Annotated in this window: 23 protein-coding genes; 7 read left to right on the top strand and 16 right to left on the bottom strand. The window is 69.0% G+C overall.

All coding sequences use genetic code 11. The features are described 5' to 3' along the window. Positions 1–104: 104 nt before the first annotated feature. The 4 genes from DDQ50_RS10235 to DDQ50_RS10220 form a co-directional block, all read right to left on the bottom strand. A complete protein-coding gene (locus tag DDQ50_RS10235) occupies positions 105–2,612 on the bottom strand; it encodes a bifunctional lysylphosphatidylglycerol flippase/synthetase MprF (RefSeq protein ID WP_116756634.1) in 2,508 nt (835 codons plus the stop codon). After that, positions 2,609–3,772, bottom strand: a complete 1,164-nt coding sequence (locus tag DDQ50_RS10230) for an alpha/beta hydrolase (protein WP_165829778.1) — start codon at positions 3,770–3,772, stop codon at positions 2,609–2,611. The genes DDQ50_RS10235 and DDQ50_RS10230 overlap by 4 nt, the downstream gene beginning before the upstream one ends. Positions 3,773–4,040: 268 nt before the next feature. Continuing rightward, positions 4,041–4,742, bottom strand: a complete 702-nt coding sequence (locus tag DDQ50_RS10225; RefSeq protein WP_165829777.1) for a response regulator — start codon at positions 4,740–4,742, stop codon at positions 4,041–4,043. Then, on the bottom strand, positions 4,739–5,983 hold the full coding sequence (locus DDQ50_RS10220; RefSeq protein WP_116756632.1) for a histidine kinase: 1,245 nt from the start codon (positions 5,981–5,983) through the stop codon (positions 4,739–4,741). The genes DDQ50_RS10225 and DDQ50_RS10220 overlap by 4 nt, the downstream gene beginning before the upstream one ends. A 301-nt stretch (positions 5,984–6,284) precedes the next feature. On the opposite strand from DDQ50_RS10220, the gene DDQ50_RS10215 reads away from it, so the two are divergent. Continuing rightward, on the top strand, positions 6,285–7,304 hold the full coding sequence (locus tag DDQ50_RS10215; protein ID WP_116756631.1) for a hypothetical protein: 1,020 nt from the start codon (positions 6,285–6,287) through the stop codon (positions 7,302–7,304). A gap of 66 nt (positions 7,305–7,370) precedes the next feature. On the opposite strand, the gene era is transcribed toward DDQ50_RS10215, so the two are convergent. The 8 genes from era to hrcA form a co-directional block, all read right to left on the bottom strand. Then, positions 7,371–8,300 carry a GTPase Era gene (era, locus tag DDQ50_RS10210; protein ID WP_116756630.1) on the bottom strand — a complete coding sequence of 310 codons (930 nt, stop codon included), beginning with the start codon at positions 8,298–8,300 and terminating at the stop codon, positions 7,371–7,373. Continuing rightward, entirely contained in the window at positions 8,300–9,640 is a 1,341-nt protein-coding gene (locus DDQ50_RS10205) for a hemolysin family protein (RefSeq protein ID WP_116756629.1), read from the bottom strand. Before DDQ50_RS10205 ends, era begins: the two co-directional genes overlap by 1 nt. After that, positions 9,637–10,128, bottom strand: a complete 492-nt coding sequence (ybeY, locus tag DDQ50_RS10200; RefSeq protein WP_116756628.1) for an rRNA maturation RNase YbeY — start codon at positions 10,126–10,128, stop codon at positions 9,637–9,639. The genes DDQ50_RS10205 and ybeY overlap by 4 nt, the downstream gene beginning before the upstream one ends. A 4-nt stretch (positions 10,129–10,132) precedes the next feature. Further along, on the bottom strand, positions 10,133–11,194 hold the full coding sequence (locus DDQ50_RS10195; RefSeq protein ID WP_116757392.1) for a PhoH family protein: 1,062 nt from the start codon (positions 11,192–11,194) through the stop codon (positions 10,133–10,135). Positions 11,195–11,288: 94 nt separating this feature from the next. Continuing rightward, positions 11,289–11,627: an HIT domain-containing protein gene (locus DDQ50_RS10190; protein ID WP_116756627.1), complete on the bottom strand. Its 339-nt coding sequence runs from the start codon at positions 11,625–11,627 to the stop codon at positions 11,289–11,291. A 60-nt stretch (positions 11,628–11,687) separates the two neighbouring features. Next, positions 11,688–12,422, bottom strand: coding sequence for a 16S rRNA (uracil(1498)-N(3))-methyltransferase (locus tag DDQ50_RS10185; protein ID WP_116756626.1), 735 nt, complete (start codon positions 12,420–12,422; stop codon positions 11,688–11,690). Next, on the bottom strand, positions 12,422–13,525 hold the full coding sequence (dnaJ, locus tag DDQ50_RS10180) for a molecular chaperone DnaJ (RefSeq protein ID WP_116756625.1): 1,104 nt from the start codon (positions 13,523–13,525) through the stop codon (positions 12,422–12,424). Before dnaJ ends, DDQ50_RS10185 begins: the two co-directional genes overlap by 1 nt. A 73-nt stretch (positions 13,526–13,598) precedes the next feature. Beyond that, a complete protein-coding gene (gene hrcA / locus DDQ50_RS10175; RefSeq protein ID WP_116756624.1) occupies positions 13,599–14,621 on the bottom strand; it encodes a heat-inducible transcriptional repressor HrcA in 1,023 nt (340 codons plus the stop codon). 214 nt (positions 14,622–14,835) lie between these two features. Between hrcA and DDQ50_RS10170 the strand changes: the two genes are divergently transcribed. Both DDQ50_RS10170 and DDQ50_RS10165 read left to right on the top strand, forming a co-directional pair. Next, on the top strand, positions 14,836–15,273 hold the full coding sequence (locus DDQ50_RS10170) for a DUF4870 domain-containing protein (RefSeq protein ID WP_116756623.1): 438 nt from the start codon (positions 14,836–14,838) through the stop codon (positions 15,271–15,273). A gap of 98 nt (positions 15,274–15,371) precedes the next feature. After that, entirely contained in the window at positions 15,372–15,737 is a 366-nt protein-coding gene (locus DDQ50_RS10165; protein ID WP_240614337.1) for a DUF4870 domain-containing protein, read from the top strand. Between the two features lie 36 nt (positions 15,738–15,773). On the opposite strand, the gene hemW is transcribed toward DDQ50_RS10165, so the two are convergent. Then, entirely contained in the window at positions 15,774–17,018 is a 1,245-nt protein-coding gene (gene hemW, locus DDQ50_RS10160; protein WP_116756621.1) for a radical SAM family heme chaperone HemW, read from the bottom strand. Positions 17,019–17,089: 71 nt separating this feature from the next. Here hemW and DDQ50_RS10155 point away from each other — a divergent pair, with 71 nt between their 5' ends. Beyond that, positions 17,090–17,776, top strand: a complete 687-nt coding sequence (locus tag DDQ50_RS10155; protein WP_116756620.1) for an HAD family hydrolase — start codon at positions 17,090–17,092, stop codon at positions 17,774–17,776. 28 nt (positions 17,777–17,804) lie between these two features. Here the strand turns inward: DDQ50_RS10155 and DDQ50_RS10150 are convergent, their stop codons facing one another. Beyond that, the gene (locus DDQ50_RS10150; protein WP_116756619.1) at positions 17,805–18,473 is read right to left on the bottom strand and encodes a DUF1990 family protein; all 669 of its coding nucleotides are present in this window, start codon (positions 18,471–18,473) and stop codon (positions 17,805–17,807) included. Positions 18,474–18,531: 58 nt separating this feature from the next. Continuing rightward, a complete protein-coding gene (gene lepA / locus DDQ50_RS10145; RefSeq protein WP_116756618.1) occupies positions 18,532–20,385 on the bottom strand; it encodes a translation elongation factor 4 in 1,854 nt (617 codons plus the stop codon). 279 nt (positions 20,386–20,664) lie between these two features. On the opposite strand from lepA, the gene DDQ50_RS10140 reads away from it, so the two are divergent. Both DDQ50_RS10140 and DDQ50_RS10135 read left to right on the top strand, forming a co-directional pair. Next, positions 20,665–22,038, top strand: coding sequence for a hypothetical protein (locus tag DDQ50_RS10140; RefSeq protein ID WP_116756617.1), 1,374 nt, complete (start codon positions 20,665–20,667; stop codon positions 22,036–22,038). Between the two features lie 146 nt (positions 22,039–22,184). After that, positions 22,185–22,664: an NUDIX hydrolase gene (locus tag DDQ50_RS10135; RefSeq protein WP_116756616.1), complete on the top strand. Its 480-nt coding sequence runs from the start codon at positions 22,185–22,187 to the stop codon at positions 22,662–22,664. Positions 22,665–22,741: 77 nt separating this feature from the next. On the opposite strand, the gene DDQ50_RS10130 is transcribed toward DDQ50_RS10135, so the two are convergent. Then, the gene (locus DDQ50_RS10130; protein WP_116756615.1) at positions 22,742–23,881 is read right to left on the bottom strand and encodes a pyridoxal phosphate-dependent aminotransferase; all 1,140 of its coding nucleotides are present in this window, start codon (positions 23,879–23,881) and stop codon (positions 22,742–22,744) included. Between the two features lie 212 nt (positions 23,882–24,093). Between DDQ50_RS10130 and rpsT the strand changes: the two genes are divergently transcribed. Further along, on the top strand, positions 24,094–24,354 hold the full coding sequence (gene rpsT, locus DDQ50_RS10125) for a 30S ribosomal protein S20 (RefSeq protein WP_116756614.1): 261 nt from the start codon (positions 24,094–24,096) through the stop codon (positions 24,352–24,354). Positions 24,355–24,650: the final 296 nt, after the last annotated feature.

The raw sequence follows: 24,650 nt of genomic DNA, 5'->3' as shown, positions 1-24,650 counted from the left end.
GACCCCGTCGCGGCGGCTAAGGAGAAGCGCACGCAGAAGCATTCCGCAAGGGTAGCACCCACCGCTCCCGAGCGCCGCGGCAGGGTTCCGAGCCTGTCGCTCGCTCACGGGGTGGGAACCTGCTCGCGCTCGAGGCTCGTCGAAGCGTCGGTCGGGCGCACCAGGGCCCGCATGATCGCGACCGCCTGCGGCATCGTCATGGCCGGCAGGTAGGCGCGGGCGAGGGCCATTCCGATAGCCGGCAACTCCATCGGGTCCTGGTAGGCGACCGAGATCGGCCGGAACTCGGGACCGAACTTCAGCTTGAACGCGAGGAGCGACCGGAACCCGTACAGCGACTCGAGTCGGCGCCCCACATACCCGAGCACCTGCTGGGCGAGCCCGCTGTCATCGCCCGGGGATCCGGCACGGGACAGCGGAGCTGCGGACAGGCTCACGAAGTCGAGACCGATGTGCTGGGCGCGCAGCACGGTCGCCGCGATGAGGAACTCGATGACCCCGTTCATGCTGGAGGGTCGCCTGCGCATGAAGTCCAGAGTCCAGCCGACCAGGACGCCGTCGCGGAACGTGGGCATCCAGCTGGTCGCGGCGAGCACCGCCCCCGTCTCCGTCACCGCGAGCATGAGCCGCACCTCGGGATCGGCGAGCTCGTCGACCCCGCCGAGTGTGAACCCCATCTCGGGCAGGTTGCGCCCCGCGACCCACTCCTCGGAGATCGCCTCGATCTGACTCCGGGTGGCCAGCGACAGCTCGGCCCACGTCGTCCACTCGGCTGTGACGCCCAGCTTGGCGGCGCGGTTCATCGAGGTGCGCACGTCCTTCCAGCGTCCCCCCGCGAGAGTGAAGTTCGCGGGACGGATGATGGCGTCGTCGCCGACCTCGGTCGAGGTCCAGCCCAGCTCCCCGAAGACGGGGAGCAGTTCGTCGTCGACGCTGTAGAAGGCGGGGGTCCACCCGTTCTCATCGCAGAAGTCGGAGAAGTCGCGGACGGCCTGCCAGCGGGATTCGACGGAGCCGATCGGCCCTCCCGTCGTGATCGCGACACCTGACACGACCCGATAGGCGACGGCGGCGGACCCGTCTGCGGTGAACCAGTACTCGTGCCCCTGCCAGGTGGCCATATGGGAGAGGGACCCGGTGGACCCGCGTTCGAGGAGGGCGCGCACGCGCTCGCGGTCAGTGGCCCGGACCTGGCTCGACGTGCTCGCCATGACGAACGCGCTCGCGACGAGGACGGCGGTCCAGAAGACGGGCCCCACCCACGCGTAGCCGATCTCGGCCAGGGCCCCGTCGGGAACGAATTCGAGCAGCCGCAGGGAGAGGAAACCGGGTGGCATGTAGCGCTCGGGAAGGTCGAGCAGGAGGGCGACGAAGGTCACCGGCGGTTCGAACTGATCAGAGGACACGACGCCGACGGTCAGGTAGATCGCGCCGGTCAGCACGAACGCCCCGCCGACCACGATCCGGAACAGCACTCGCGAGCGGTGGCTCGACCGGACGGGGAAGTGCTTCAGCTGGGTGACCAGCAGCACGGCGAGCACCAGCGGCACGAAGACGATGAGGAGGGTGTCGATCAGCGAGAAACCGTTCGACCCTGCTGCCAGCTGACCGCCGTCGGGCACCGCGACGAGGACCACGTTGTAGAGGACGGCCAGGAAGCTGAACCACACAGAGACGGCGACCGCGATCCAGACCGCGGCACGCCGCCCGCGCAGCAGGCCGAAGACCGTGAGGGCCAGCAGGCCGAGCGGGAGCAGGGCGAGCAGCACTCCCCCGGGGCTGCTGAGCCGTTCGAGCGCCAGGAGATCGACGCACGCACGCGTCGCCACTGCGACGTCGCAGGCGCCGGACTCGGGAGGCCGGGCGCCGAGCAGGACGGACAGCGGGTGCACCGGGCCGTACGGCACCGCCGTCACGATGCTGATGAGCGGCGCGAGCGCGGTGCTCAGCACGAGCGCCGCGGACAGGGTGCGCGCCTCGTGGTGGGAGCTGCGCGCGATCCGCATCCAGCGCCTCTCCGCGGGCGCGAGCACGACGCCGAGAAGGAGCCCCGCTCCCGCCGCGACCAGCCGGTAGAGGTCGGCGGGCTGCCCCGAGAACAAGAGGAGAAGGACGAGCACCCACACACCGAGCACACGGATGCGTCGTCGCCACAGCTGCTCGGCGAATGCGCTGGCGACCATGATCGTGCCGACGACAGGGGTGAGCGGATCGAAGACCGGTGCCCGGTCGGCCCCCATCGGCCATCCGCCGTCGATCGCCCCACGGAGCGTCTGCACCAGCACTCCGCCGCTGATGCCCAGCACGGCGGTGGCGCCGTAGACGGCGAGGGTGCGCCAGTGGCCCATGAGCCGCTCGCTGAGGCCGACCAGGGTCGGGACCGCGAGCAGAGTCAGGAGGAGCGGGCCCAGCCCGTCGGCGATGAGGACGGAGCTGACGGCGGTGAGGGGACCGATGCCGCGGACGAACGCGCTCGGGCTCGTTCCGAACAGGTCGCGGATCCCGGAACCGGCGCCGAAGAGGGAGCCGGTGGCGAGGGTCGCGACGAGGATGACGAGCGTCACCGAGACGGTCACGGCGCTTCGCCGCAGCGTCTCCCATGCCGTTCTCATCGTGTGATCCCCCACCGCTCGCACAGCGCGTCGAACGCTGTTCTGAATCCGTACCGCGCCGTGTTCCAGTCGTGAGCGGTGCCCGGCGACGTCTCGGCGGTGACCGTCATGCCCGCGTCATCGGCCTGCGCCGACACCGCCCGCATGAACGCAGAGTACTTCGCGTCGTGCTCGCCGGCGAAGAAATACGCCACGGTGTCCGTGAACGGGGCCCCCGCCCGGAGGAGTTCGATCGGGGTCGCCGCCTCGTACGCGTCGATGTCGCCGCCGAATCCGCGCTCGATGGTCGTCTGCATCGATCCGAGGCTCGGCGCGATCTCGCCAGACACGTCGACGATCGATCCGAAGAGGTCGGGGTGGCCCGCGCCGAGCTGGATCGCGCAGGTGCCGCCTTGCGAGAAGCCCGCGATCGTCCACGCGTCGCGGTCGGCCGACGCAGGGAGGTTGTCGCGGATCCAGTCGACGACGTCGACGGTCAGGTAGGTCGCGGAGTCGCCGAACGGCCCGTCGACGCACATCGGGTTGTTCGACGGATCGCCCAGCTGGTCGGGCACGACCACGATGGGAGCCAGTCCGTCGTTGCGGGCGGCGATGCCGTCCATCATCTCGGCGACCCCGCCCGCGCTGAAGACATCGGTGGGGGTGCCGGGTTGACCGGAGAGCGCGATGACGACGGGAAGTGCCGGTGGATCGTCGGTGAGAGCGGCGGGCGGCAGGTAAATAGCGGCCTCTCGCGGTTCGAACTGCGCGGCCACAGCGGGGATCTCGACGAGTCCGGCGATGCCTTGCGCCGGCAGGTCGGCGGGAGGCGTCCACTCGTCGAGCGCGGTGAGCCCCTCGCTCACTCCCGGTGGGGTGATGGGGTCCTGATAGGTGGTGCCGAGTGCATCGCCGACGGTCGGGTACTGGCCGAAGTCGACGTTGATCGTGAGGAACAGGCACCACGCCGTGAGGGCAGCCGCCACGAGGGCGGTGATCGCCCGCCAGAGTCGAGTCGAGATGAGATTGGCGAGCACGATGGCGAACCCGGCGAAGGCGACGGCGTCGGCGATGCGCACCACCCAGGTGAGCGAGACGCCGAATACGTCCCAGACGTCGCTGAGAAGCCAGGTGAGCAGTGTTCCGGCCGCTGCGCCGACGAGGGCGGAGCCCACGGCCACAGGGAGGAATCGCCGCACGGGCCAGCGCACGCCGGGGCGGGGGGCGAGGAGCGCGAGGAGGAGCAGACCGGTCGCGACGTAGCTCAGGATGAACAGGGGTCCGTCGACGATGCTGATGGTCGATCTTCCCCTCGCTCATGCCGCGATGAGAATGGTCTTCCTGCTTCGCCACGATCCCGGCCCACGCCGATCGTACGTTGCCGAATGATCGCTGAACGGCTGCCGTGCCGCGAATCGGCGCACGCCCGGAAACGTCGGCCGCGCGGGGTCAGACGAGCCGATGCTCGTAGGCGAAGACCACGAGCTGCACCCGGTCGCGGAGCCCCAGCTTGCCGAGCACTCGGGAGACGTGGGTCTTCACGGTGGCGTCGCTCACAAACTCGTGGGCTGCGATCTCGGCATTGCTGAGCCCCCTCGCGGCGAGCAGGAAGATCTCCCGCTCACGATCGCTCAGGTCGGCGAGCAGCACATCGCGATCCCCTCCGGGTCCCGCACCGAAGTGCTGGAACAGCTCCGCCGTCGCGGCGGGGGCGATGACCGCCGTCCCGCCCTGCACCGTGCGGATCGCGGACAGGAGGAATTCGGGTTCGGCGTCCTTCAGTACGAAGCCGCTGGCGCCGGCCCGGATGGCTCGGGCCGCTCCCTCGTCGAGGTCGAACGTCGTGAGCACGATGATCCGGGGGCGATCGCTCCCCCGCTCGGTCGATCCCTCGACGACGCGCCTGGTCCCTTCGATCCCGTCGGCGACCGGCATCCGGATGTCCATCAGCACGATGTCGGGGTCGGTGGCGGCGACCATCGCGGGCGCGGCAGCACCGTCGGCCGCCTCGCCGACGACGGTCATGTCGTCCTGCGAGTCGATCAGCATCCGCAGTCCGGATCGGAAGAGGGCCTGGTCGTCGACGAGCGCGACCCTGATCGGCCCTGCCGTGCGGTCGCCGTTCGGCGCGGCGGTCGTCGTGTCGGTCACATCGAGCTCCCGATGACGGCGGTCGGCTGGGTCCGCGCGGGGCCGCGATCGGTCGGGACGACGGCGCGCACGCGGAAGCGTCCGTTCGTGCCGTCCCCCGCGCTGAAGGAGCCGCCGGCGAGGGTCGCGCGCTCGCGCATACCCGGGATCCCGTGGCCCGCCGGGTTCGCGACGACCCCGTCGGAGGCGAGGTCGTTGGTGACCGTGACGGTGAGCGTGGTGTCGCTCCAGTCGAACTCCAGGTCGACGGGTCGCGTGCGCCCACCGTGCCGCAGGGCGTTCGTGAGCGACTCCTGCACGACCCGGTAGACGGCGAGTCCCGCCGTGTCGCTCGGCGCGACCGCGGTGCCGTAGCTCGTCCACTCGATCTCGAGTCCGGATTCGCGGAAGCCCCGGACGAGCGAGTCGAGATCGTCCATACCCGGCTGGGGCCCGGATCCCTGGCTGTGGCGCAGTTCGGTGAGGAGCGCGCGGACGTCGCCGAGAGCCGCCCGTGCGGTCGAGGCGATGGTCTCGAGCGCACCGTCGACGGCCTCGGGGGACGACTTCGCGGCGTAGCGTGCACCGTCGGCCTGAGCGATGACGACCGCGAGCGAATGGGCGACGATGTCGTGCACATCGCGTGCGACCCGGTTGCGTTCATGTTCGAGCGATGCGACCTGTTCGGCGACGGTGGCTCGCACCTCGGTGCGTACGACCGATTCGCCGAGGGCACGCCGGTCGATCGCCGACCGGGTGAGCGCGCCCGCCAGCCACGGGATGCCGAGCACCCCGATGGCGGCGACGAAGTAGAACAGGCCGCCGAGCGAGCCGAACATCCAGGAGATGCTGCCGACCGCGACGGCCAGAACGCCCGCGAACGCGAGGCCGGTCCACTTCGTCAGGCGGCGACCGTAGGCGGCGGAGCCGAAGATGACGACCAGCACCGGGAACCAGGCGATCGCGAGGATCGAGCCGTCCCAGTAGAAGAACAGCTGGAACAGGAGGGTGATCGCGGTGAGCGTCAGCGCGGCGAGCGGTTGGATTCGGTGCAGCACGATCGCGACAGCGAGCACCAGCGCCATCGCGATAGCCGCGACTCCGCCGAAGCTGATCTGCGACAGCGACGCGACGATCAGGTAGAGGAGCGCGACGGCGGCTTCGACCGCGAAGCGGTATCGCACCCAGTTGGTGGCGGAGAAGAGCGAGAGCAGCCGATCCTCGAAGGAAGGGCCGGTGCGTGCGCTCATCAGGTCGTTCATGCCGCAAGAGTACGGCGAGCCGGAGCCGCCGGAGCGGCTTTCGGGCGCGAATCATCCTGAGGACTACACACCTCATCCCCTCGCCCTACGAGCGGCGCCGAGCTGCCCACTTCGGGCAGTGCGAGAGCCCCGACACTGCCTGAAGTGGGGAACTCAGCCGGCCGGCGTCGCCGCCTGAGCAAGGTCTGTGCAAGACCTGTGAGCCCGACCTGTTCATCTTGAAGTGTGCACTGCGGTTGCGCTCGGATCGGATCGATCGACGCGAGCGCGACCCGACGCGCCGTCGGACGCGGAGGCTCACATGCGAGCTCTTTACATCACCGGCGCAGTCCTGCTCTCCGTGGTGGCCCTGCTTCTCAGTGCGATCGCGTCGGGATACGCCGATGTCCCGCGCGACAGTCCCTTCGCAGCCATCGGGAACCTCCCATTCCTCGTGATGCTGCTGCCTAACATCTACGTGATCCAGCACCGGCTCGCCCGCACCCGCTACACCCAAGAGAGTCAGCGCCGCGCGGCCGATCGGCGGGTGCTCCTCGTCGTCGGCGTGATGCTGGCCGTCGGCGCCGTCCTGGAGGTCGTCCGGTCGGCCCTCTTCTCGGACACCCTACTTTTCGCGCTCGCAACCATCGCCGTTGCCACGGGGACGCTCGTCTACTCGTGGTTCGTCGGCGGGGTCGTCGCTGCCCGCACGTCCGCTGCGGCGGAACCGCCCCGGAAGTCCACCCTCGTCGACTTCTACGGCGACCCGTACACGGGACCGGACCCGTCCACCAACGTCGCACCCATCCTTCCTCCCCGACACGGGGGCGTCGCTCTGATCGCCGTTGCGGTCGGCGGTCTCGTCGTCGTCGGCGGTGTATGCCTCGCACTCGGAGTCGAACTCCGCGTCGCACTCGCCTTCGCCTTCGGTATCTCGGGATTTCTGACAACGATCGCCGTACTGGTGGTCTTCTGGAAGCCCAACGCCGCCATGCGCGAGATCACCGGGGAGAGTCCGATCGGCGGAGGACCGATCTCGCGCGCCGTATTCCAGAAGAAGGGCGATGCGCTCGAGCCCGATCAGCTCGGGCGAGCCGTCGCCTATGCCCGAACCTTCGTCACGCTGGCGCCGTACACCTACGCGGCGCTCGGCTGGTTCGCGATCTCGCTCGGCACCGCGTCCGCCGTCATCTTGCTGGGATCGGACTCCATCACCGGGCGGGCGACGACATCGATGATCCTCCTGCCCCTCGCGGTGATCGTCGGCGTGTACGTCTTCGCCCGCCAGTACCGCAACGCGAAGGAGTTCGTGGCGAAGCACCCCGAACCCGCCAGCACCTGACCACGGTTCGCCGAGTTGCCCACCTCGGGCAGTGCGGGAGCTCCCACACTGCCCGAACTGGGCAGCTCAGAAGCCGAGGCGGCCCAGGAGCTTCGGGTCGCGCTGCCATTCCTTGGCGACCTTGACCTGGATCGCTAGGTAGACCGGGTGGCCGACGAGCGGCTCGATGCCCGCCCGCGCCTTGATCCCGATCTCGCGGAGGCGGCTGCCGCCCTTGCCGATGATGATGCCCTTCTGGCTGTCGCGCTCGACCCAGAGATTGACGTAGATCTGCAGGAGGTTCTTGTCCTCGCGCTCGATCATGTCGTCGATCGTCACGGCCAGGGAATGGGGCAGCTCGTCGCTGACCCCCTCGAGAGCGGCTTCGCGCACGAGCTCGCCGATGCGACCCTCGAGCGTCTCATCGGTGACCGCCTCGTCCCCGTACAGAGCGGGCGAGATCGGCATGAGCGAGATGAGTTCGTCCGTGAGCGTGTCGAGCTGCACGCCACTGACCGCCGACACCGGCACGATGCTCGCCCAGTCGCGCAGCTCGGAGACCTCCAGCAGCTTGTCGCCGAGGTGGTCACGAGGGATGCGATCGACCTTGGTGACGACCGCGATCTTCTTGTGCCGCGGATACCGGTCCAGCGCTTCGTTGATGAACCGATCGCCCGGGCCGATCTCCTCGTTGGCCGGGAGGCAGAGCCCGACCACGTCGACATCGGCGAGTGTGGACGAGACCACGTCGTTCAGTCGCTCACCCAGCAGGGTCCGCGGACGATGCATGCCAGGCGTGTCGACGATGATCAGCTGCCCGCCGGGGCGGTGCACGATCCCGCGGATCGCGCGGCGCGTCGTCTGCGGCTTCGCCGACGTGATCGCGACCTTCTCCCCGACCAGCGCATTCATGAGGGTCGACTTGCCCGCGTTGGGCCGCCCGACGAACGTCACGAACCCGGCGCGGAACTCACCGGTCTCCGACGCCGCCTTCTCGCCTGTTCCCGCATCGCTCATCAGCTGACCGTGTCCTTCTGCGATGTCTCGCGGTTCGACTCGCCGACGCGCACCTCACCGGTGTCGTACGCCGACACGGGAGCGTCGGGATCGCGTTCGACCAGCACGGTGCTGATGGCCTTGCGCCGTCCGTCGCTGCGGTCGGCGGTGAGGATCAGACCCGCGACCCGTCCGACGGCACCCGGCACGGGCAGGCGGCCGAGCGCCTTGCCGAGCAGGCCGCCCACGGAGTCGACGTCGTCGTCGTCGAGCTCGAGCCCGAAGAGGTCGCCGAGCTCATCGATCGGGAGGCGGGCGCTCACCCGGTAGCGGCCCTCGGCGATCTGCTCGACCTCCGCCGTACCGCGGTCGTACTCATCGGAGATGTCGCCGACGAGCTCCTCGATGAGGTCCTCCATGGTGACGAGTCCGGCGATTCCGCCGTATTCGTCGAACACCATGGCGATGTGGTTCGACTCGAGCTGCATCTGGCGGAGGGTCTCGTCGGCCTTCTTCGATTCGGGGAGGAAGAGCGCCGGTCGGGCGATGCGCGCGACGACGGTCGTCTCCGCGGCCGCGGGCCGCTCGTAGATCAGGCGAGCTACGTCCCGAAGGTAGAGGATCCCCGAGATCTCGTCGGAATCGCCTGCCTCGGTCACGGGCATGCGGGAGAACCCACGCGCCAGGAAGAGACCCATGGCCGTGCTCACGCTGGCCGTTCCATCGACGGTCACCATGTCGGTCCGCGGAACCATCACCTCGCGGATGACCGTGTCGTTGAACTCGAAGATCGAGTGGATCAGCTCGCGGTCGTCCTCCTCGAGCACGTCGAGCTCCGTGGCCTCGTCGACCATGCTGAGCAGCTGCTCCTCGGACGTGAACGTGGCGCTGCGAGGACGGCCCGGGGTGACCCGGTTGCCCAGCGCGACGAGGGCATCGGCGATGGGGCCGAGCAGCACGCGGGCCCCGCGCACGATCGGCGCCGCCAGCCGCAGCACGGTGCGGGCGTGCGCGCGACCGACGGAGCGAGGACTCGAGCCGACGAGCACGAAGGACACCGCGGTCATGATGAGCGCGGCGAGGAGGAGAGCGAGCCAGAGCTGGTCGATCGAGGTGACCAGCGCGAAGGTCACGAGGACCGCCGCCGTGGTCTCGGACGTGATGCGGAGGAAGCTGATCGCGTTGACGTGCGCACTGCTCTCGCTCGCGATGGCGACGAGCGACTTCCGGGCTCGCGCGGTGAGCGCGACCTCCTGGATGTCGGCACGCGAGAGCGCGCCGATCGCGGAGTCGGCTGCCGCCATGAGCCCCGCGAACGCGACGAGGAGGAACGCGGCGACGAGCAGCAGCCAGACGATCATCGTCGGAGCCGCCCGCCGCGTCTGCCGTCGCCCCGACGCTCCTCGTGGGCGAACCCGACGAGGATGTCGTGCTGGACGGAGAACATCTCGCGCTCCTCATCGCTTTCGGCGTGATCGAAGCCGAGCAGGTGCAGCAATCCGTGTGCGGTGAGCAGCTGGATCTCGTCGAGGACCGGGTGACCGGCCTCGAGCGCCTGGGCCTGTGCGACCTGGGGGCAGACGACGATGTCGCCGAGGAGACCGGCGGGCGTGATGCGCTCGTCGGTTCCGGGACGGAGCTCGTCCATCGGGAAGCTCAGCACGTCGGTGGGTCCCGGCTCGTCCATCCACTGCACGTGGAGTCGCTCCATGGCCGCCTCGTCGACGAAGAGGACGGCGACATCCGCGTCGGGGTGCACGTGCAGCAGGTCGAGCGCGAAGGTCATGAGGCGCTGGATGGCGGCCTCGTCGACCGTGACACCGGACTCGTTGGTGATCTCGATGGACACGGGGTCAGCGACCTCTCCGCGACTGGTCGGCCGCGGCTTCCTGTGCTCGGCGCTCTGCGCGGTTCTGGGGCGGTCGGAAGTCGGACGGCGCCTTGCTCGCCGTCTCGGGGCCGCGCTCGGCACGACCCTCGCGGCGCTCGTACTGCCAGAGCTGCTGCTGGGCGTCGAACTTCGTGTACGCGTCGACGATGCGACCGACGAGGGTGTGGCGCACCACGTCGTCGCTCGTGAGTGTCGAGAAGTGGATGTCGTCGATGCCGTCGAGCACCCGCGTGACGCGCTGCAGGCCGCTCGCCCCGCCGGGGAGGTCGATCTGGGTGATGTCGCCCGTGATGACCATCTTGGAGCCGAAGCCGAGGCGGGTCAGGAACATCTTCATCTGCTCGGGAGTGGTGTTCTGCGCCTCGTCGAGCACCACGAACGCCTCGTTGAGGGTGCGCCCGCGCATGTAGGCGAGAGGTGCCACCTCGATGGTGTTGCTGGCCATCAGCTTGGGGACCAGCTCGGGATCCATCATCTCGTTGAGAGCGTCGTAGAGCGGCCGCAGGTAGGGGTCGATCTTGTCGGTGAGCGAGCCGGGCAGGTAGCCGAGGCGTTCTCCGGCCTCGACCGCGGGACGGGTCAGGATGATGCGGCTGACCTCGCGACGCTGCAGCGCCTGGACGGCCTTCGCCATGGCCAGGTAGGTCTTGCCCGTTCCCGCCGGCCCGATCCCGAAGACGATGGTGTTCTGGTCGATCGCGTCGACGTACTCGCGCTGACCGAGGGTCTTGGGCCTGACCGACTTGCCGCGCGCGGACAGGATCGGGGCCCCCAGAAGGTCGGCGGGGCTCGAACCGCGGTCGGCCTCGAGGATGCGGGCGGAGCTTCCCACCTCGACAGGGCCGACTTCGCGACCCTGACGCACCATCAGGAGGAGTTCGTCGATGAGCCGGCGGGCCGCGTAGACGGAGTCGGCGTCGCCCGTGAGCGTGATCTCGTTGCCCCGCGCGTGCACCTCGACGAGCGGGAACTCGGTCTCGATCTGCTTGAGCAGTCGGTCCTGCGGGCCGAACAGCCGCACCATCGCGATGCCGTCGACCTCGATCCGGACCTCGGCCGATTTCTTGGTGCCGATCGTGTCGATCGCCACGGTGTCGAGATCCGCCGGGTCGTAGTCGTCAGGCGTCGCCAAGGGAACCTTCCGTCAGGCCGCCCGCGAGGACGTGCGCGTGGACATGGAAGACGGTCTGCCCCGCGTCTTCACCGGTGTTGAAGATGAGGCGGAAGTCGCCGTCGGCCACTTCGCCCGCGACTGCGATGACCTCGGCCAGGAGGTCGGGATCGCCCGCCGCGAGCTCGCCGACGTTGCGGTACTGCTCGGTCTTGGGGACCACCAGCAGGTGCACGGGAGCCTTGGGCGCGATGTCGCGGAGCACGAAGACGCGCTCGGTCTCGTGCACGATCTCACCGGGGATCTCCCCCGCACGGATCTTCGAGAACACGGACGTATCTGCCATTCGCCCGATTCTAGTCGCGAGCGCCCCGCCCGAGTCCGAGAGACGTTCGCGGTCCGCGAATCAGGCCCAGCGGCCGGTCAGGGCGCTGATGGCGGCGATGGCGGCCGGACCTGCCGTCGAGGTCCGCAGGACCTCGGGTCCGAGCCGGACCCGATGGGCACCCGCGGACGTCAGGGCGTCGAGCTCTCCCGGCGAGATGCCGCCCTCGGGCCCGACGACGAGGACGATGTGCCGGCCCGGCGTGGTGAGGGCGTCGACGAGCGCGACTCCCCCGGCCGGCTCGAGCACGAGCACGGTGGCGTCGGAGGCCAGACGCGCGACGTCCTTCGTGGACGCGAGCTCGCCGACTTCGGGCAGCCATGGTCTGATCGACTGCTTGACGGCCTCGTGCACGATCGACCGCCAGCGCTCGACTCCGCGCTCGGCTTTCGCCGCGTTCCAGCGGGACACACTCCGCTCCGCCTGCCACGGGACGACACGATCGACGCCCAGCTCGGTCGCCGCTTGGATCGCGAGTTCATCGCGGTCGCCCTTCGCGAGGGCCTGGACCAACGTGATCGTGCGAGCCGGGCGGTCGTGCCGGTCGAGGGCGACGACCTCGAGTTCGACGAGCTGCGGGGTCGAGGAGAGCACGACGGCCTGCCCGATCGAGCCGACTCCATCGCCGACCAGCACCTGCTCGTCGACGCGGAGGCGCGCGACGCTCGATGCGTGCTTGGCCTCGGCGCCCGTCAGTGTCGCGGTCCCGCCCACCGCGGGTATCTCCGACTCGGTGAGATAGAAGTGGGCCACGATCAGCCCATGAAGCGGTCGCGCAGCTTCGCGAACATGCCCTGATGGAACTGGGCCAACTGGGGCTTCGACTTGCCGCGGCGCTCGGCGAACTTCTCGATGAGCTCGCGCTCGTGCCTGTCGAGCTTGGTCGGGGTGACCACCTGGACGCCGACGCGCAGGTCGCCGCGCCCCTGACCGCGCAGGTGGGTGACCCCGCGGCCCTTGACGACGAGGATGTCGGCGCTCTGCACTCCCGGACGCACCTCGAGCTCGACCTCGCCGTCGAGTCCGTGGATCGACGTCGTGGTGCCGAGGATCGCGTCGACCATGGGCACCTCGAGGGTGGCGAGCAGGTCGTCGCCGTTGCGACTGAAGGTGTCGTGCGTGCGGACCTTGATCTCGAGGTAGAGATCGCCGTTCGGGCCACCGGCGGGACCGACCTCGCCCTGACCGGGGAGCTGCAGGCGCAGTCCGGTCTCGACGCCGGCGGGGACGTCGACGGGGATGGTGCGGCGCGCGCGGACCCGTCCCTGACCCTGGCAGGTGGCGCAGGGGTTGGGGATGACGGTGCCGTAGCCGCGGCAGGTGCCGCAGGGGCTGGAGGTCATGACGTTGCCGAGCAGCGAACGGACGGTGCGCTGGATCTGCCCGGTACCGCGGCAGATGTCGCAGGTGACCGCGGACGTGCCGGGCTGGGCGCAGCTGCCGTTGCAGGTCTCGCAGAGCACCGCGGTGTCGACCTCGACATCGCGATGCGTGCCGAAGACGACGTCGTCGAGGTCGACCTCGAGGCGGAGGAGTGCGTCCTGTCCGCGCTCGCGGCGCGAACGGGGACCCGACTGCCGGCCTCCGCCGCCCCCGCCGAAGAAGGTCTCGAAGATGTCGCCGAATCCCCCGAATCCGCCGGCGTCGAAGCCGCCGCGACCGCCGTTGTCGTACTGTTCGCGCTGGCGCGGGTCGCTCAGCACGTCGTAGGCGTGCGTGACGAGCTTGAACCGCTCGGAGGCGTCGGCCCCGGGATTCACATCGGGGTGGAGCTCGCGGGCAAGTCGGCGGTACGCCTTCTTGATGTCCTCGGTGCTCGCCTCGCGGGAGACGCCCAGCACTTCGTAGTGGTCAGCCACAGATATTAACCTCGAGCCTTTCGCATGCGGAACAGGGGTGCCGCGCGCTCAGGCACGGCGGGGAAGGACGGGGTCATCCCTCGCCGAGGAGCCGGGAGAGGTAGCGCGCGACGGCACGCACCGCCGCCATGTTGTTCGAGTAGTCCATTCTGGTCGGGCCCAGCACGCCCAGGTGCGCGAGTTCGCCAGAGGAGGAACTGTATCCGCTCGTCAGGACCGAAGCCTCGGCAAGACCTGTGACCACGTTCTCGCGGCCGATGCTGACGGCGATGCCGTTCTCGTCGCGCGCCATCTCGCGGAACAGGCGCAGGAGCACGACCTGCTCCTCGATCGCGTCGAGCACGGGGTGGATGCTGCCCGGGAAGTCGCGTTCGGTGCGCGCCAGGTTGCCGGTTCCCGCCATGACGATGCGGTCCTGCCGGCCCTCGAGCACCTGCTCGGCGAGCGCGCGCGTGACGGCCTCCACGACGGCGGATCGGGCAGGGGGAAAGGAGTCGGCCAGACCGCGCAGGGCATCGGACGCCGTCTGGAGCGCGACGCCCGCGGCGGCCGCGTTGAGACGGGTGCGGAGTTCGCCGAGGAACTCCTCGTCGATCGACTCGTGCAGGTCGACGACGCGCTGGGCGACGTGACCGCCGTCGGTGATCACGACGGTGAGCACACGATCGGGGCCGAGCGGGACGAGCTCGATGTGCCGGACGGTCGCGCGGGACAGGGTCGGGTACTGCACCATCGCGACCTGGCTGGTCAGCTGGGACAGCAGCCGGACGGTGCGCCCGAGCACGTCGTCGAGGTCCACGGACGAGCCGAGGAATGTCTCGATGGCCTGCTTCTGCGCTGCGGAGAGGGGGCGGAGGTCGGCGAGGTGATCGACGAAGACGCGGTACCCCTTGTCGGTCGGGATGCGGCCCGACGACGTGTGGGGAGCCGCGATCAGCTCCTCCTCCTCGAGCTGCGCCATGTCGTTGCGGATCGTGGCGGCGGAGACGCCGAAGCGGTGCCGTTCGACGATCGACTTCGAGCCGACGGGCTCACGGGAGGAGACGTAGTCCTGCACGATGACCCGCAGGACCTCGAGGCTGCGATCCGATGCCATTGCCCCTCCTCGCGATAGGGGGCCGAGCGCGACCCCGCAACGACCTTGCCTGGCACTCTACGACGTGGAGTGCCAATACTACCGCGACGCGCGCAATCGGTGGTTGCACCGCCCTGGCGCGGGGAGTACCTTGACGCCCAATCCGCGCGGCGCTGCGCCAGGATCGGATCGACCTCGAAACTCTCGACACATCGCCCGGAAGGCAGATCAGATCATGACCGATTCGTCCGTACCTCCGTCAGATCCCGTGAACGGTGCGCCGCAGCAGCCCTATTCGCCGCCGCCCGCGGCCCCTGCGGCCCCGCTCAGCGCCGCCGACGACAAGCTGTGGGCCTCGCTCGCCCACTTCGGCGGTGTCATCGGCCCGCTGCCGTCCCTCCTCATCTTCCTGATCCTCAAGGACCGCGGCGCACTCGTCCGGGAGGAGAGCAAGGAGGCGCTGAACTTCCAGATCTCCGCGACGATCGCCTACGTGGCTCTCTGGATCCTCAGCGCCATCCTCGGTGCGATCTTCTGGCCGCTCGGCATCCTGATCGGCTTCCTGCAATTCGCCCTGTGGATCGTCGTGGTCATCTTCTCGATCCTCGGCGGCGTCCGGGTGCAGCAGGGCGGCAGCTATCGCTACCCCTTCGCCTACCGGTTCATCAAGTAGTCCGTCGAGCGCGACGCGCAGTGCCGGTGGCTGACGCGCCCCCGGCACTGTTGCTTTAATGAGCCATTCCGTCTGACCCGATCCCTTGGAGGGACCGCATGTCCGAAATACCGCCGCCCACCTATCAGGCGCCGCAGCCGATGAGCCCCGAGGATCAGCGCCTCTGGGCGACCCTCGACCACATCGGAGGCATCTTCTTCGGCTGGCTGTCGACCCTGATCGTCTACCTGGTGCTGAAGGACCGTGGTGGATTCATCCAGGCGCACGCCAAGACGGCCCTCAACTTCCACCTGACGATGCTGATCGCGATCGTCGTCGGATACATCACGACGTTCCTGCTGATCGGCTTCCTGATCCTGGCCGCGGCGTACATCGTGATCATCGTCTTCGCGATCATGGCGGCCATCAAGGCCAACAGCGGCGAGATGTACAGCTACCCGCTGACGATCAAGTTCATCAAGTAGCAGCACCGGAGTCCCGCTCCCACCGGGGCGGGGCTCTCAGGTCAGGCGTCGCACCACGTCGTCGGCGAGGAGCCGGCCGCGGAGTGTGAGCACGAGGCGTCCGCGGAGAGCCGCGGGCGCCTCGACCATTTCGTCGGCGATGAGACCGGCGACCTGGATACGGGCGTCGGCGTCGAGCGTGTCGATCGCGAGCCCGTCGCGCACCCGCACCTGCAGCAGGATCCTCTCGACACGTCGCGTCGCGTCATCGAGGGTCTCCCTGCCCACCGCCGGGGAGTCGCCACGGAGGATCCGCTCGGCGTAGGCGGCGGGATGCCGGGCGTTCCACCAGCGGACCCCGCCGAGATGGCTGTGCGCGCCGGGACCGATGCCCCACCAGTCGTCGCTGCGCCAGTAGCCGAGATTGTGCCGCGAGCGGTGCAACGGATCGGGCTGGCCGGCGGCGTCGAGCCGCGCCCAGTTGCTGACCTCGTACCAGCCGTATCCGGCCTCCCCGAGCCGCGCGTCGGCCAGCTCGTACATGTCGGCCTGGAGATCGTCATCGGGCGCGGGGACGTTGCCGACCTTGATGTCGCGCGCGAGTCGCGTGCCGGCCTCGACGATGAGCGCGTAGGCCGAGACGTGACCGGGTGCTTGGGCGATGACGGCGTCGAGGGAGCGGGCCCAGTCGTCGATGCTCTCACCGGGTGTCCCGTAGATGAGGTCGAGGCTGACCTCGAGTCCGGCATCGCGGGCCCAGCCGACGACGAGCGGCACACGATCGGGGTCGTGCGTCCGATCGAGGGTCGCGAGTACATGGGGAACAGCCGACTGCATGCCGAACGAGACCCGGGTGAAGCCCGCCTCGGCGAGCGTCGCGAGGTAGCGGGCGTCGACGGAGTCGGGGTTCGCCTCCGTGGTGATCTCGGCCCCTGGCGCGACGCCGGTGGTTCGGCGGACACCGTCGAGCATGGCGACGAGGTCGCTCGCCGGGAGCAGGGTCGGTGTGCCTCCGCCGAAGAAGACCGTGGCGGCAGGACGGTGCGGTACGCCGGATCGCCCGAGGCGGTCAGCCGCGAACTCGAGTTCCGCTACGGCCTGACCGGCGAAATCCGACCGCTTCACTCCTCGGAGCTCGTCGGCGGTGTAGGTGTTGAAGTCGCAGTATCCGCAGCGGACACGGCAGAACGGCACGTGCAGGTAGACGCCGAACGCACGATCGGTCGCACCCTCGGACGCCGAGCCGGGGAGGAGTCCATCGGCGGGCGCCGGATCGGCGATCGGGAGGGCGCTCGGCGGCATTGCTCCATTCTCCCCCGGCGGCGGACGCCGCGGCCCCGGCCCGACATCCGATGGTGTGGGAGGCTGAACGGGTGGCCGGTTATCTGCTCTGGGACGTCGATGGAACACTCCTGCTGAACAGCGCGCAGGCCAGCCGGCTCTACGACAGGGCCATCGAGGAGGTGACGGGGTTCCGCCCCGACACCCCGGGACCCGGCGAGCACGGCAAGACCGACGGGCAGATCATCGCCGAACGGCTCGCCCAGTACGACCTCGACCCCGAGTGGCACGGCGCGATCGGGGCGCGGCTCGACGAGCTCTCGACCGACCTCTACCTCAGCGGCGACGCCGGGCGGAAGATCGCGCCCGGCGTGCACGAGGCGCTCGCCGCCGTCCGCGACGCGGGCTGGACCAACACCCTCCTGACCGGCAACTCGCCGACCCGGGCGCGCGTGAAACTCGTCAGCGCCGGTCTCGACGCCGCCGACTTCGACTGGGAGCACTCCTTCTTCGGGCACCGGACGCGAGCACGGCGCGAGATCACCGAGAACGCCGTCGCATCCCTCGGAGACGAGCCCCGGGTCATCGTCGGCGACACCCCGAGCGATGGTCAGGCCGCCGACGCTGCGAGGATCCCGTTCGTCGCCGTCGCCACGGGCGCCTTCGGCGCCGAGGTGCTGCGGGAGACGAGCGCCCTCGTCGTGCTCGACGACCTCGTCTCCGGCCAGGACGCGCTGCTGGCGGTCCTCAGCCGACTCGAGACTGCCGCAGTCGACTGAGACGAGGCGGCCGTCGCGACGTCGCGCGTCAGCTGCCGGCGGACCGGGTGGGGTGCAGCGCGGTGAGGTACTTGTCGGTGTAGCGCTTCTGGCCGAGACGCAGGAGCGCGAAACCGACACGGCGGTACCACGACGTCACCCGTGAGATGGCGCGGATCGTGAACACGACGCTTCCATCATCGGTCAGCTCGACGACCATGAGCCGCTCGAACTCGGCCGGCGCACCCACACGACTGCCGTAGCCGTAGCCGACGCGCTTGGGCTCGTCGATGACGTAGACCACCTTGATCGGAACACGGACCTTGAAGGGACCGCCCGAATACACCGTGACGGCGGTCGTGCCGGCGGCGACGTAGGGCGTGCCGTCGGGAGCGAAGAGCTCCTCTTCGGGAATGCTGGTGATGCCGATCGGACGTCCGTCCGCGTCGAAGTCGACTCCGGCGTACACGTCCTCCGCGGTCTCGGGGGTGATGTCGAGCACCTCGACGCCGCTCCCCCGCAGCACTCCCCAGGTCATCAGCAGCCGCGCGGCCGAATCGAAGCGCTCCTGCCCGCTGCCGATCTTGCGGCTGGCCTGGAACGCCCGGTACCCCTTGGGCGGGTACTGGAGGATCTCGTCGGTCTGCGTCGCGCCGATCGCCGCGTAGTTGAGCGAGGAATCGCGCGGCTCGCCCGAGCGCATGGGTCCTGTCACCATCGACTCACCTTCCGGGACGGGTTCTGTCCGGAGCGGCGACTCCGGGAGGGGATGCAGGTCACTTCTTCGCGCCCGCCTTCTCGGTGTCGCCGGACAGCGCCGCGATGAACGCCTCCTGCGGAACCTCGACGCGGCCCACCATCTTCATGCGCTTCTTGCCCTCCTTCTGCTTCTCGAGGAGCTTGCGCTTGCGGGTGATGTCACCGCCGTAGCACTTGGCGAGCACGTCCTTGCGCATGGCGCGGATCGACTCGCGGGCGATGATGCGGGCGCCGATCGCGGCCTGGATGGGCACCTCGAACTGCTGGCGCGGGATCAGTTCGCGCAGCCGACCGGTCATGAGTACGCCGTAGGCGTAGGCCTTGTCGCGGTGGACGATGGCGCTGAACGCATCCACCTGTTCGCCCTGGAGCAGGATGTCGACCTTGACCAGATCGGCCTCGGCATCGCCGATGGGCTCGTAGTCGAGCGAGGCGTAGCCGGCCGTCTTCGACTTCAGGTTGTCGAAGAAGTCGAACACGATCTCGGCGAGCGGCATGTTGTATCGGATCTCGACGCGGTCCTCGCCCAGGTACTCCATGCCCAGCAGCGACCCGCGCCGACTCTGGCAGAGCTCCATGATCGTGCCGACGTAGTCCTTCGGCGCGAGGATCGCAGCCTTGACCATCGGCTCGCGGACCGACACGATCTTGCCGCCCGGGAACTCGCTCGGGTTGGTGACCGTGACCGTCTTCTTGTCCTCGGTCGTGACCTCGTAGATCACCGAAGGGGCGGTCGCGATGAGGTCGAGCCCGAACTCGCGCTCGAGGCGCTCGGTGACGATCTCGAGGTGCAGCAGGCCGAGGAACCCGCACCGGAAGCCGAATCCCAGTGCGACCGAGGTCTCGGGCTCGTAGGCGAGGGCCGCGTCGCTCAGCTTGAGCTTGTCGAGCGCCTCGCGGAGGATCGGATAGTCGGACCCGTCGATCGGGTAGAGGCCGGAGAACACCATCGGGAGCGGTTCGGTGTAGCCGGGCAGGGCTTCCGTCGCCGGCTTCGAGGCACTCGTGACGGTGTCGCCGACCTTCGACTGGCGGACGTCCTTCACACCGGTGATCAGGTAGCCGACCTCGCCGACACCCAGACCCTCGCTGGGGGTCGGCTCGGGCGAGCTGACGCCGATCTCGAGGATCTCGTGGGTCGCCCGAGTCGACATCATCTGGATGCGCTCGCGCGGTGACAGGTGACCGTCGATCATGCGGACGTAGGTGATGACGCCGCGGTAGGCGTCGTAGACGGAGTCGAAGATCATCGCGCGCGCCGCCGCGTCGGCATTGCCGACCGGCGGGGGCACGAGCTCGGTGATGCGGTCGAGAAGCGCCTCGACGCCCACGCCGGTCTTGCCGCTGACGCGGAGGACGTCGTCGGGCGACCCGCCGATGAGGCTCGCGAGCTCGGCGGCGTACTTGTCGGGCTCGGCGGCCGGCAGGTCGATCTTGTTGAGGACCGGGACGATCGTGAGGTCGTTCTCGAGTGCCAGGTAGAGGTTGGCGAGGGTCTGCGCCTCGATGCCCTGCGCGGCGTCGACGAGGAGGATCGCTCCTTCGCAGGCGGCCAGCGACCGGGAGACCTCGTAGGTGAAGTCGACGTGCCCGGGGGTGTCGATCATGTTGAGCGCGAAGGTCTTGTCACCCAGCTGCCATGGCATGCGGACGGCCTGGCTCTTGATCGTGATGCCGCGCTCGCGCTCGATGTCCATCCGGTCGAGGTACTGGGCCCTCATATCTCGGTCGGAGACGACCCCCGTGATCTGCAGCATGCGGTCGGCGAGCGTCGACTTGCCGTGATCGATGTGGGCGATGATGCAGAAGTTGCGGATCGCCGCAGGCTCGGTGGCGGCGGGCTCGAGACCCTGCGGAGCGCGTGGAGACATGACTCACAAGTCTCCCACAGTCGTCGCGGCCACCGGTTGAGGCCGGGTCCGACTCTCAGGGGGTCTCGGAGACCTCGAGCGCCTGTACCCCGCATGTCCCCCTGCACACGGACACTGCCCACTGACGACGGGTACATTTCCAGATTTTGTACCCCGAACACGGGCGAACTTCACCCGTTTTCATAGCCGTTTCTTAGATACGTTTCTCTCGTCGGGTCCTCCGGACCGGCAGCGCTCGGTCCTGATCGGGCGCGCTATGTCATCTCGCTAAGGAGAAGGATGCACGCAGCGCACGCAGCACACCGCACCGGCAGGTCGAGGAGCGTCATCGCGTTGGCGACCGCCGTACCGCTGATCCTGCTCCCCCTGCTCGGAGGCAACGCGGCCCATGCGGCCGAGGGAGATACCTACATCGGCGTGGACTTCGGCACATTCACTCCCGGTGGAGACGCCCCCAAGGGCCAGCAGGGTTGGTCCGGCGACGGCACGACCGCCGTCTACGACTGGGCGCTCGTCGCCAACTCCGACTTCCCGTCCTCCGGACTCGACGGTGCCGGCACCAGCCTCCGGTACTCGAACTCCCTCGTCGATGAGGTCAACTACGGCGGAATCCGGCAGCTCTCGACGGCGTTCGTCGACGCCGCGGGCATCGACGCCTCCGCGGCCTACGACACATTCCAGACCTCTTTCACCATCGCCTCGACGACCGGAGGCATTCAGCCCGGGCTGAACATGTCGCTCGGCATCGACAACGGCAGCGGATCCCGTGCGGGCGGCATCGTCGGATTCCGGCACGTCACCGAGGGACTGCAGGTGTGGCTCAGCTGGCTTCCCGAAGGTGCCGACCCGCTGGATAACACCGAGTGGTTGAACCAGGCCACGGTCGTCCCCGCGGACGTGCCCCACCGGATCGACATCGTGTCGCACTTCGAGGACGCCACGGCTCCCGACTATGTGGACATCTACATCGACGGTGCGGAGGCTCTGACCGGTCACACCCTGGTCGAGTACCACGTGGCCATGGGCACCAGCGAGGCACCGAGCGCGAACTCGGTCGCCTTCCGCACCGGGCCCTCCGCACCGGGGCCGGCGGGCGTGGGCTACGAGACGGTCCGACCGACCTCGGGCCAGAACACAGCGCTCGACGGTCAGGGGTTCCTCTTCACGGACCTCAGCACGATGACCTACGAGACCTTCCCCGCCGAGCCCGTGCTCGCACCGGCACCCGACCCGACCCCGGATGCAGCGATCACTCTGCCGACCGCGCCGGTCGCGGCCGACGCCACCTTCGACGTCGAGATCGCCGGCTTCGCACCGGGTGAAGAGGTCTACTTCACCTGGTACTCGGACCCGATCTTCGGTGGCTGGTACTCGGCGGACGCGAGCGGTGTCGTGCGGGCGAGGGTGACGATCCCCGCCGGACTGGCCGCGGGGTCGCACACCCTGCAGGCGGTCGGCGCGACGTCCGGCTTCGTCGCCGCGGCCGGGTTCCAGGTTGCCGCCGCGCCGGGCACCGCGGCTGCGGCTGCTCTGCCTGACACCGGTGCATCGACGGAGGCACCGCTGTTCGCGGGGCTCCTCGCGCTCGGCCTCGGCGCGATCGCGGTGACAGCCGCCACGGTTCGCCGCCGACGGGTGAGCAGCCGATTCTGAGCTGACTATGGAGCGCCGGTGTCCGTCAGCGAGAGTGACGGCCACCGGCGCTTCGTGCTTTCCGTCGCGGGTGCCGACGCTCGCGTCGGACGTCGCTGCTCGCGCCCAGCCGGGCGAGCACGCCGACAGGCTTTAGGCTCCTCGGCATGCCTGTGCCCGAGTTCATCACCCAGCTGAGGTCGAAGATCGGTCACGCGCCGCTCTGGCTCGTCGGTGTCACCGCCGTCGTGCACGATGCGGACCGGGTCCTGCTCGTCCGTCGCTCCGACAGCGGCGAGTGGTCGAGCGTCTCGGGGATCGTCGAACCGGGCGAGCATCCCGCCGTCACCGCCGTGCGCGAGGCGCTGGAGGAGGCGTGCGTCGAGGTCGTCGTCGAACGCCTCTCCGCCGTGAACGTCACCCGGCCCGTCACCTACCCGAACGGCGACCAGTCCCAGTACACGAACCTCGTCTTCCGCTGCCGGTACCTGGGCGGGATCGCTGCAGTCGGCGACGATGAGTCGACCGAGGTCGCCTGGTTCCCGTTCGACGCGCTGCCCCCGCTGTCCGCGAGCGAGCACGCCCGCCTCGCCTCCGCCATGCGGGACGAGCCCGACACGCTGCTGGATCTCGCGACCGAAGCCTGACGTTCCGACCTCGCGGATCAGGACGGATCCGGGAGATGTCCGGATCGGTGGAACGGGTCCCGATCCGTGCAGGCGGGTCAGGGGCGCGGGAGTCGGCGGAGGCCCTCGAGCAGGTCCTCGCGGGATGCGGCGACGCAGACGCGGATCCAGCCCTCGCCGCTGCGGCCGAACGCCGAACCCGGCGCCACAGAGACCCGCTCGCGCAGCAGGAACGACTCGGCCCACCCGGCCACATCGCCGTCGCTCGCGTGCGAGATGTCGATCCACAGGTAGAAGGCGCCCGTCGGCGGCAGGTAGGAGATGCCCGCCTCGTCGAGCAGAGCGGTCGCCGCATCGAGGTTGCCGCGGTAGTGCGCAGCGGCGGCACCGACCGCGCCCTGGTCGCCCGTGATCGCCGCGACCGCAGCCCGCTGGGCGGGGGTGTCGACGCAGCTGATGATCGCCTCCTGGTAGGTGCGCATCGTCTCTGCCAGCCCCGGAGGCGTGACCAGGTAACCGACCCGTGCACCCGTCATCGCATAGGTCTTGGACACCGAGAACACGCTGAAGACGCGGTCCTCGGTATCGAGGGAGGCCATGCTCGTGTGCGGCGCGCCGTAGCTGAACGCCTCGTACACCTCGTCGGAGATGACCCACATGTCATGGCGCGAGGCGAAGTCGAGCAGCTGCGCGAGGATCTCAGCCGGATAGACGGCGCCGAGGGGGTTCGACGGCGAGTTGACGATGATGAGCCGGGTGCGCTCGGTGACGAGCTTCTCGAGCTCGTCGATCGACGGCACGAACCCCGCCGCCGGGTGAAGAGGATAGGGAACCGGTTCGGCTCCCAGCATCCGCGCGTTCATCGTGAACGTGGTGTACCCGGGATCGGGGAGCAGCACCTCGTCGCCGGGCGACAGAGTGAGCGACATGGCGAGATTGAGCGCCTGCGTGGCACCGATCGTGACCCAGACCTGCTCGGTATCGACATCGATGCCGTTGCGTTCGGCGAGCTTCGTCTTGATCGCCGCGCGCAGCTCGGGGATGCCGCCGTTCGCCGTGTAGTCGGTGTCGTCGGCCAGCCAGGCCGCACTGCCCGCGTCGAGCACGTGAGGGGCGACCGCGACATCGGGCTCCCCGACCGCGAGGCGGATGACGTCGTCGAGCTGCAGCGCGATCTCGTGGATGCGGCGGATGCCCGAGTTGGGCACGGACGAGACCTGGGAGGCGAGGGATGGCATCGCGATCCAGCGTAGTCTCGTGAGGCACGGCTTCGACGGAGGCCACCTGGCGAGGACTCCCCCCACCTGGTAATGTTCTCTGTTGGCTTGCACGCCCCTTTTGGGCGTATCCGCCGGCCGATCCCCACACCTCTCGTGGTCACCGCGCAGCTCCGCTCGCGGATCCGACCTCGGCCGGCCTACACAGACAATCGATATCGGAAAGAGCTTTCGTGGCAAACATCAAGTCGCAGATCAAGCGCATCACCACCAACAAGAAGGCGCAGGAGCGCAACAAGGCCGTCAAGAGCCAGCTGAAGACCGCTGTCCGCTCGGCTCGCGCCGCCGCCGCGACGGGTGACAAGGAGCAGGCGCTCAAGGCCCTGCAGCTCGCCACCAAGCGTCTCGACAAGGCTGTCTCCAAGGGCGTCATCCACAAGAACCAGGCCGCGAACCGCAAGTCGGCGATCGCGAAGCAGGTCGCCGCTCTCTGAGCCGCTCCCGCTGAACACCGCTTCAGCACCCGAGGGCCCCGCTCCGGCGGGGCCTTCGTCGTTAACCGGCGGCTCCGCAACCCCGACCACCTGCACGGATCAGGACCGGTTGCACGGTTCAGGACCGGTTGCACGGATCAGGAGTTTTCCGAGATCCGTCCTGATCCGCGCGGAAATCGTCCTGATCCGCGCAGATCTCCTGATCCGTGCAGACGACACCGGGTGTTGGCGGACTTTCGGGGCTGAGCGACCGAAACTCCGCTGGTCGCGACTCGGTGCGAACGTCAGGCTCAACC

Source organism: Amnibacterium flavum (assembly GCF_003097495.1).
GTDB lineage: Bacteria > Actinomycetota > Actinomycetes > Actinomycetales > Microbacteriaceae > Naasia > Naasia flava.
The sequence above is the reverse complement of the archived record's forward strand: the minus strand, read 5'-3'. Positions and strand labels throughout refer to the sequence as shown.

Bases quoted from the DNA above. Each gene is read 5' to 3' on its own strand.
- DDQ50_RS10235 (WP_116756634.1), bottom strand. From the start codon at position 2,612: ATGAGAACGGCATGGGAGACGCTGCGGCGAAGCGCCGTGACCGTCTCG.
- DDQ50_RS10220 (WP_116756632.1), bottom strand. From the start codon at position 5,983: ATGAACGACCTGATGAGCGCACGCACCGGCCCTTCCTTCGAGGATCGG.
- DDQ50_RS10215 (WP_116756631.1), top strand. From the start codon at position 6,285: ATGCGAGCTCTTTACATCACCGGCGCAGTCCTGCTCTCCGTGGTGGCC.
- era (WP_116756630.1), bottom strand. From the start codon at position 8,300: ATGAGCGATGCGGGAACAGGCGAGAAGGCGGCGTCGGAGACCGGTGAG.
- DDQ50_RS10205 (WP_116756629.1), bottom strand. From the start codon at position 9,640: ATGATCGTCTGGCTGCTGCTCGTCGCCGCGTTCCTCCTCGTCGCGTTC.
- DDQ50_RS10195 (WP_116757392.1), bottom strand. From the start codon at position 11,194: ATGGTGCGGCTGTTCGGCCCGCAGGACCGACTGCTCAAGCAGATCGAG.
- DDQ50_RS10190 (WP_116756627.1), bottom strand. From the start codon at position 11,627: ATGGCAGATACGTCCGTGTTCTCGAAGATCCGTGCGGGGGAGATCCCC.
- hrcA (WP_116756624.1), bottom strand. From the start codon at position 14,621: ATGGCATCGGATCGCAGCCTCGAGGTCCTGCGGGTCATCGTGCAGGAC.
- DDQ50_RS10170 (WP_116756623.1), top strand. From the start codon at position 14,836: ATGACCGATTCGTCCGTACCTCCGTCAGATCCCGTGAACGGTGCGCCG.
- DDQ50_RS10165 (WP_240614337.1), top strand. From the start codon at position 15,372: ATGTCCGAAATACCGCCGCCCACCTATCAGGCGCCGCAGCCGATGAGC.
- hemW (WP_116756621.1), bottom strand. From the start codon at position 17,018: ATGCCGCCGAGCGCCCTCCCGATCGCCGATCCGGCGCCCGCCGATGGA.
- DDQ50_RS10150 (WP_116756619.1), bottom strand. From the start codon at position 18,473: ATGGTGACAGGACCCATGCGCTCGGGCGAGCCGCGCGATTCCTCGCTC.
- lepA (WP_116756618.1), bottom strand. From the start codon at position 20,385: ATGTCTCCACGCGCTCCGCAGGGTCTCGAGCCCGCCGCCACCGAGCCT.
- DDQ50_RS10140 (WP_116756617.1), top strand. From the start codon at position 20,665: ATGCACGCAGCGCACGCAGCACACCGCACCGGCAGGTCGAGGAGCGTC.
- DDQ50_RS10135 (WP_116756616.1), top strand. From the start codon at position 22,185: ATGCCTGTGCCCGAGTTCATCACCCAGCTGAGGTCGAAGATCGGTCAC.
- DDQ50_RS10130 (WP_116756615.1), bottom strand. From the start codon at position 23,881: ATGCCATCCCTCGCCTCCCAGGTCTCGTCCGTGCCCAACTCGGGCATC.